Raw genomic sequence first — 7,279 nt, 5'->3', positions numbered from 1 at the left:
AGTGACCGTATCTAGTGAGCGCTCTCTAGAAGCAGTGGTAGGCATTATTGTGGATCGGCAGAGCAATGCTGACGTTGAGCTGGTGGGCTATCGGGTTGAGCATAAACCAGGAAGCCCTCAGGTGACAATCGATTTACGCCGCAGCCCTACGGCTAGGCGGAGCTTTGTGTCGTTGTCTACCTGTGAGCAGTTAGCGCTGTTTGGCAGCCTTAGCAAAACTGTGACTAGCCATCCAGCTTGGGGAATTAAGTCTGTCATATTCACAGAGCAAGGTAGAGCGATTGATTTGTAGCTGCTACAGAACGGTCACTCCGGTAGGTCAGAGGTGGTTGGGGCTGCTAGAGCGATCGCCCGCTGCACGGCTGCATTCAAGCTAGGATTGACATAGATGGTATGGGCTGCTAGGGCTGACTCTAGATCAGGCGATATAGCATCGATGACACGCATCACAATCGGACAGGGTAAATCTCTAGGTTTGGGGAAGCGCTCTGTAACGCAGGTAAGCACTATCTCTGCTACCTGTTGACTTGTGACGATCGTGCTCATAATGTTGATGAGAATGACTTTGACCTGAGAGTCTCGCCAAATTTGGTCTAGACCTTGGCACATGCGTTCTTGCAACACCGTGGGCTGCCAATCGTAGGCACATTCTCCCCCAATGTTGAAGAAATTAGCAGGTTGTCCACCCTGCTGATAGATACAGTCTAAGGTTGCCATCGTCAGGCCGGCACCATTACACAGGACGCCAATGGTTCCTTCCAAGCACGTCAGCATCGGTGGAAACGGATAGGGGCAAATTGGCATGGCACTATAGTTAGTTGGACAAGCGCCCACATTGCCGTTGCGTCGCGTCATGGCAATCAGGTCAGGATGCCGTCCCATAGCACCATCATTCACAGCAACCTTGCCATCCAGAGCCATCACCTCTCCATTGGCACTGATCCCTAGGGGATTAATTTCCACAAAATCCAGATCCTTGTCTACGAATAGGCGATACATCTTTTCCACAATGTCGCTGACGGCTTGAATCAGCTTACCCTCTAGACCAATGCGGATGGCTAATCGTCGGGCATAGAAGGGCGAAAAGTCTTGATCCACAACCACTTGCTGTACTGTGTCGCTGGCAGCTTCTAACGCAGAGCCACCCTGGGCAGACCCTAACAATACTGGACGACGCACTACACTGCTGATGGCAACAGCTAGGTAGAGTTCACGATCGGCATTGTACTTAGCTTCTGCCAGTAATACTTCGGGGTATTCCCCCATAATGGGCAGGTTGAAGATATGTTGCGCGGCTGCGAAGGCATCGATCGTAGTCTCCACTAATTTGATGCCTCCTGCCCGTTCGCGTCCACCTCGGCGTACCTGAGACTTCAACACCACAGGATAGGGAATTTGCAGGCTCCTCAAATCTGAGGGATGATCAATCCGCTGAGCAGGCAATGTAGGGATCCCGACAATCTGAAATAATTCCTTAGCTTGATATTCAAGTAAATCCATGAAGAGTCCGATTCTGGATGAGAGACATGTTACGATTTTTATCTAGATGGAGATCTAGTTTTACGAGGTCAATTTGTTCATGGAAGCCACAATTTTATTAGCAAAACTGCCTGAAGCCTATTCTATTTTTGACCCTCTAGTGGATGTATTGCCGTTGATCCCGGTATTTTTCCTGCTGTTGGCCTTTGTTTGGCAAGCTGCGGTCGGATTTAGATAATCTGGCTTGACCTATCTACATACTATTGTTGGTTATGGGTTTTAGCTAAGAGGGCAGATGCAAACCTGCCCTTTTTTGATGTTTTTGTGGATGGTTTTCTGACTATATCTGAATATGATAAGCAGTGCTCACTTAGCTTCGCTTACCAATTGTTGCTTGAAATGCCGGACGCTCAGCCAAGCGTTGCAAGTAAGCCGTAATACTAGGGTAAGGGCTGAAGTCAAACTGTAGCATAATTGGCATATAGGCGAGCACAGCACCTACAGCAACATCTGCTGCAGAGAATTGCTCTCCTAGCAGATAGGGCTTGGCGGCCAAGATTTGATCTAGGGCTGTAAGCTGGTGCAATTCTCGCTGTCGATTGGTCTCTACAAATAGACCAGGCCCTAGGGTAGCGTTAGCATACAGCACCCACTGAGCAATTTCTGCCCGCTGTGCTGGGGATTTGGCACTGGGTTCGTATTGGTCACTCAGGTATAGCAGAATTGCACCCGATTCCCAGAGGGTGAAATCGCCATCGACGATCGCAGGCACTTTACCCATGGGGTTAATGGCTAGGAATGGGGGTTGTCGATGTTCACCTGCCTGCATGTTTAACATGACAAACTCGTAGGGAATGGCTAGCTCTTCTAGATACCACTGAACAATTGAAGCGCGGCTCCGAGCACCGCCATACAACTTCAGCATTGCCTTGTCTACTCCGTTTAAGACTACAGCACCTGCATTCTACCCTGTCCCGTGGGTTGATTTCACATCTGAGTTTGGTACCAAGCTAAGCAAAAGCCGCGTCAGGTTGTATATTCTGCGTTAATTCTCACGTAGTCATAACTCAAGTCACACCCCCATGCTTTGCTGCTAGCAGGCCCATTGCCAATGCTGACAATGATCGTCACTTTATCTGTTTTGAGATAGTCTCCGGCTTTGGCCTGCTTAAGGTAGGCACTAGCTGCATCTCGATCGTAGTCCTGCGGTTGCCCCTGAGCCATCATCACAAACTCACCTAACTGGATACGTAGGTTTCCTTGGTCGAAGACAACCCCAGCCCGTCCAGCCGCACCAGCAATGCGCCCCCAGTTGGGATCATTCCCAAAGATAGCTGACTTGACTAGGGATGAACCTGCAATCGTGCGAGCTACCCGTGCTGCTGAAGCTTCATCGTCTGCGCCTGTCACCTGTACTTCAACCAAGCAGGTTGCGCCTTCCCCGTCGCGGGCAATCGCAGTTGCTAGGTAGATGCAAGCTTCTGTGAGCATGGCTTCTAGTCTATCTGCATCAACACCCGCTTCTGTAATAGCAGGTGTACGTGATTGTCCATTAGCCAAGGCGATCACTGTGTCGTTTGTACTGGTGTCTCCATCTACCGTAATTTGATTGAAGCTGCGACTAACTGCTCGACTCAGCATTTGCTGCCACAGGGATGGTGAGACGGCTGCGTCGCAGGTAATAAACGCTAGCATCGTTGCCATGTTGGGATGAATCATGCCCGATCCTTTAGCGATGCCGCCAATGCGCAGGGGACGATCGCCCACCATCATCTCTAAGGCAATGGTCTTAGGCACAAGGTCAGTAGTCATAATTGATCGTGCTGCCGCGTCAGAGCCTTCGCTTGATAATGCTGCTACCAATTTAGGAAGACCTGCTGCTAAAGGCTCCATGCGAATACGCTTGCCAATCACGCCTGTTGAAGCCAGTAGCACTTCTTCAGCAGCAATGCCTAGTGCCTGTGCCAGCAAGTTAGCACTAGTTTGGGCATCTGCTAAGCCTTCCGAGCCGGTGGCAGCGTTTGCTTGCCCAGAATTTACCAAGATAGCCCTAGCACTTGCTTTAGCTTGCAACCGTTGACGGCAATAAATGACTGGAGCGGCACAGACCTGGTTGGTGGTAAACACACCCGCTGCGATCGCCTCTACCTCTGAGACGATGAGTGCCAAATCTGGAGAACCTGATGGCTTTAGTCCAGCCGTAATCCCTGATGCCTGATAGCCCTTGGGAGCAGTCACTCCCCCCGGAATCTGTTGCCACTCTGCCATAGATGCTTCTCTTGCTCCACTGCTCCGAAGGGGGATTATAGCAGGATTAAGCCCACGCTGTTAATTAGATGAGGCGGGAACTACAGTGGGTTCACCTGTAGACGCAGCAGGTTGGGTGGTTTGTTGACGCAGTAATTCCAATTGACGTGCTCGGAAGTCAGCCGCAGCATTGTCAATATTCTGACGTTGTTCTTGACGAAACTCGGCACTATTCTTCAAGCCACCTAAATTTGCCCGGTGAATTAGGTCAAAGAACCCTGCCCCACCATTCCTGGAGCCAAAGGGATCTCGTCCTGCTTCCTGTGGACGAGTAAATTCTTCTAGGGGCTGCTGCGTAGTTTGAGCAACTGTAGATGACGCTAGGCTGGCAATAACCAGCGCTAATGAACTAACTAGAAGTGAGGCAGCTCTAACTAATTGCATAATTACCTCAGGCGAAATGTGGCCGATGACTAGAGTTTACGATCAAAGACTTATCGAGGGACTTATCTCTGTATAGCACAGAGACCTTGGTTACGTCATGGTGATTTGAGAAAAACCTGCGGGCTATAGTTCTCCTGGGCTTGTAATACAAAAACGTGACCAGCAAGCAGTTTATCAATACCTAAGGCATCTAAACTATGGAGTGTGGTTAAGTCTTCCCAATGCTATGAACAGTACCCCTTGCAAGGATCCCGTTTTGTTGAATGACTGGCATGTGGTTGCTAAGTCTAGTGATTTAAGGCCAGGTGATGTGCTCGGTGTGCAGCTTCTAGGTATCAATGTTGTGGTATGGCGTGGTCAAGATGGCCAGGTGCACGGTTGGGACGATCGCTGCCCCCATCGCAGTGTCCGACTATCCGCAGGGCGCGTTGAGAACAACACTCTGGTTTGTCTTTATCATGGATTAGTCTACGATGGCACAGGGCGTTGTGTTAGTGTCCCTGCCTGTCCTGGTTATTCGCCGCCTAAACAAGCCTGTGTCCCTACCTATGCTGTCCAAGAGCGCTATGGTTTAGTGTTTCTATGTTTGGGAGAACCTAGCCAGGATGTGCCACCCTTCCCAGAATGGGGACAGGCCGACTATCGGTTCTACATCACGGGTCCCTATGTTGTGCGATCGAACGGCTATCGGACAATTGAAAACTTCTTGGATGCAGCTCACTTTCCCTTTGTGCACGGTGGCATTCTGGGGGATGTAAACAAGCCAGAAGTGGATGATTATGAGGCAATGATCACGAGTGAGGGCGTTTACGCTAAGGATGTGCGCGTTTGGCAGCCTGATCCCTATGGCACAGGTGTGGGCGACTATGTTCACTACGACTACTGGGCGTTTCGTCCGTTGACTGCCTATCTGCGGAAGCTGAACCCAACGGGTGAGTGTTTAGCATTGCTCTACTCGGTGACACCTGTGGATGAAGAGACCTGCATAGCCTGGATGAGTGGGGCGTTAAACTATGGTCAACAGATAACCCATGATGAGATTGTGCAATTTCAAGACAAGATTGTGTTGCAGGATGTGGGCAATCTGGAATCCCACTCGCCGATGAAACTACCGCTGGACTCGTCAACGGAATTTCATTTACCCAGCGATCGTGTTTCCCTCATGTATCGCAAATGGCTAAAGCAGTTGGGTGTTACCTACGGAATCTTAACCTAGAAACCCCAATTCAGAACTCCCTAACTGCTGTAGAGTGTCTTTATGTATAGCAGTGATGATTTGACTGTAGTTGATGAGCTGAGTAATGGGCTTGATCAAGCAGAGCCAATCGAGGATGTGCCACCGCCGGATCCTGATGAAATGTTGGTATGGCTGGAATCCCCTGACCCTCAGCAACGAATGCGTGCAGCCCGTGCCTTTTGCGATATTCAGGATGCGCGGGTTGTTCCTCACCTTTTGCGACTATTGACGGATGATTGTCCCTTGGTGCGGGTAAGTGTGGCCTATGCGTTGGGAAAAAATCCCAGTGCAGATGCCGTTGAGCCATTGATTACCCAGTTGGCAACGGATTTGAATGGATATGTGCGTAAGGGAGTTGCTTGGGCGCTGGGCAACTGTCGCGATCGTCGAGCGTTACAGCCCTTGATTGAAACACTGCGAACGGATATTTCTGCTGTGCGCCTGTGGGCAGCTAGTGCCCTCGCGCAAATGGCAACCCTGGGTTATGAAACGGTGGTAGCGGCGATTCCACCCTTGATTGAAGCTCTACGGCGTGACAAGGTGGCGGCTGTACGTAGCAATTGTGCCTGGGCGTTGGGTCAACTCTGTCGAGAGATGCCGTCTAATGTGGTGTATGCAACGGCGATCGATGCCTTGATTGAAGCCTTTGCGGAAGATGAAGAAATGGGGGTACGGGAAGATGCTCGGGCGGCAATTCTGCGGGTGGGAGACACCAGAGGGCTACAGGTGATTGAGGAACTGGAGCGTCAAGGATGGTTTTAGGTGGAACTATCTAGCTCGTTTAAGGTGTTTAGCAACAACCGCTTGGCTTCTAGCTTCCAGCCCCACTGCTGGATTTTGATGGCGAGGAACCCACCAGCTACCGTGGCAATAAAGTCTAGCGGCTGTACCATGGAAATGCCCAACAGTAATCCTAACCCGGCAATTCCCCAAAACGGCAATGCTACAGTCTGTCGCTGAGTTTCCAGCAATCGCCCCCACCAAGTTGTGGGCATTTCGGTTTGTAGTTGTGCTTTGATGCGCTGCTGCTCTAGCCGGTTCACCGACAGAGCTATTTTGCGCCGCAGTTTCTCAATTTTGCGGGCATCGGTACTGTATTGTGTTAGCTCATCTTCTGCCATCAGTAGTAGGCGATCGTACTCACTCATAATCGACTGGTCAGTATTACAACTATTTCCAGCCTATACTAAATCCAGGGTCAGGAATGGACGATTGTCTCTCGCACTAGCTCGGCCTTACCTGTCGCTCGAAGCATTGCCTGTGTTCATGCTGTTTAGAAAAAGTCAGGAAGCCAAGGGGAGGCCCCACCAAATACGGAAGCAGCCGTGGCTAGGTGGGCATCGGTTCCCTCTAATAGCCCAACGGCGCGGAGTTGATATGGTGAAAGCAGACTACTGTAGAGGGAGGCAAGACCACGGATATGCACTTGCAGGTCGCCTCTGCCACCTGGACAAACAGTACCTCTGCCGCCTGTGACTATTAGCAGGAAATTGCCATTGTTGGGGGATAGAAGGTCATCGAATACGGAAAGGTGGAGTTCTGCTTCAATGTGGGGGGGATAACCGCGCTGTTCTAGGGCCAAGGGCAAATTGATCAGGCGTAGCAACCAGCAATCTGCGTGATCAACATGGGCAGAAGGCTCAGGCAACACTAGGCTTAAGGGATCGATGGCAGCACTTTGCCAGCGCACCACGTCACACTGCGATCGTTGGTTAGCCAGAAATGTCCAGAAGGTGTGTACGGCGGCAGGAGTCAGCAATGCCCAATCTCTGACTTGGATGATGGAGTTACTACCATCACGGTGCTGTTTCATTACTAGATAGCCTTCAGGATGGTCTAGGTGTCCCAATAGGTAGGCATAGGCTAGGCTCT

At 50.7% G+C, this 7,279-nt stretch carries 10 protein-coding genes; 4 read left to right on the top strand and 6 right to left on the bottom strand.

Features of this window, described 5'->3' with window-relative positions; all coding sequences use genetic code 11:
* The coding region (locus NZ772_10275) for a hypothetical protein (GenBank protein MCS6813937.1) at positions 1 to 292 on the top strand (292 nt) is incomplete at its 5' end.
* Positions 293 to 306: 14 nt separating this feature from the next.
* Here NZ772_10275 and NZ772_10270 read toward each other — a convergent pair.
* A complete protein-coding gene (locus tag NZ772_10270; GenBank protein MCS6813936.1) occupies positions 307 to 1,500 on the bottom strand; it encodes an acetate--CoA ligase family protein in 1,194 nt (397 codons plus the stop codon).
* 79 nt (positions 1,501 to 1,579) lie between these two features.
* Here NZ772_10270 and NZ772_10265 point away from each other — a divergent pair, with 79 nt between their 5' ends.
* A complete protein-coding gene (locus NZ772_10265) occupies positions 1,580 to 1,717 on the top strand; it encodes a photosystem II reaction center protein K (GenBank protein MCS6813935.1) in 138 nt (45 codons plus the stop codon).
* A 132-nt stretch (positions 1,718 to 1,849) separates the two neighbouring features.
* Here the strand turns inward: NZ772_10265 and NZ772_10260 are convergent, their stop codons facing one another.
* From NZ772_10260 to NZ772_10250, 3 genes are all read right to left on the bottom strand, one after another.
* Positions 1,850 to 2,404 (bottom strand): glutathione S-transferase family protein, encoded by a 555-nt coding sequence (locus NZ772_10260; GenBank protein ID MCS6813934.1) that lies wholly within the window; start codon positions 2,402 to 2,404, stop codon positions 1,850 to 1,852.
* A gap of 101 nt (positions 2,405 to 2,505) precedes the next feature.
* The gene (gene argJ, locus NZ772_10255) at positions 2,506 to 3,747 is read right to left on the bottom strand and encodes a bifunctional ornithine acetyltransferase/N-acetylglutamate synthase (protein MCS6813933.1); all 1,242 of its coding nucleotides are present in this window, start codon (positions 3,745 to 3,747) and stop codon (positions 2,506 to 2,508) included.
* 60 nt (positions 3,748 to 3,807) lie between these two features.
* On the bottom strand, positions 3,808 to 4,170 hold the full coding sequence (locus NZ772_10250) for a hypothetical protein (protein MCS6813932.1): 363 nt from the start codon (positions 4,168 to 4,170) through the stop codon (positions 3,808 to 3,810).
* 226 nt (positions 4,171 to 4,396) lie between these two features.
* Here NZ772_10250 and NZ772_10245 point away from each other — a divergent pair, with 226 nt between their 5' ends.
* Together NZ772_10245 and NZ772_10240 are read left to right on the top strand one after the other, a co-directional pair.
* The gene (locus tag NZ772_10245; protein MCS6813931.1) at positions 4,397 to 5,386 is read left to right on the top strand and encodes an aromatic ring-hydroxylating dioxygenase subunit alpha; all 990 of its coding nucleotides are present in this window, start codon (positions 4,397 to 4,399) and stop codon (positions 5,384 to 5,386) included.
* Positions 5,387 to 5,428: 42 nt separating this feature from the next.
* Entirely contained in the window at positions 5,429 to 6,169 is a 741-nt protein-coding gene (locus tag NZ772_10240; protein ID MCS6813930.1) for a HEAT repeat domain-containing protein, read from the top strand.
* Here the strand turns inward: NZ772_10240 and NZ772_10235 are convergent.
* Positions 6,166 to 6,555 (bottom strand): hypothetical protein, encoded by a 390-nt coding sequence (locus NZ772_10235; GenBank protein MCS6813929.1) that lies wholly within the window; start codon positions 6,553 to 6,555, stop codon positions 6,166 to 6,168. The two genes, NZ772_10240 and NZ772_10235, sit on opposite strands and share 4 nt — an antisense overlap.
* Before the next feature lie 125 nt (positions 6,556 to 6,680).
* Positions 6,681 to 7,279 (bottom strand): sterol carrier protein domain-containing protein (locus NZ772_10230; protein ID MCS6813928.1); only part of this gene is annotated, 599 nt, incomplete at its 5' end.

The organism is Cyanobacteriota bacterium, assembly GCA_025054735.1.
Lineage (GTDB): Bacteria > Cyanobacteriota > Cyanobacteriia > SKYG9 > SKYG9 > SKYG9.
The sequence above is the reverse complement of the archived record's forward strand: the minus strand, read 5'-3'. Positions and strand labels throughout refer to the sequence as shown.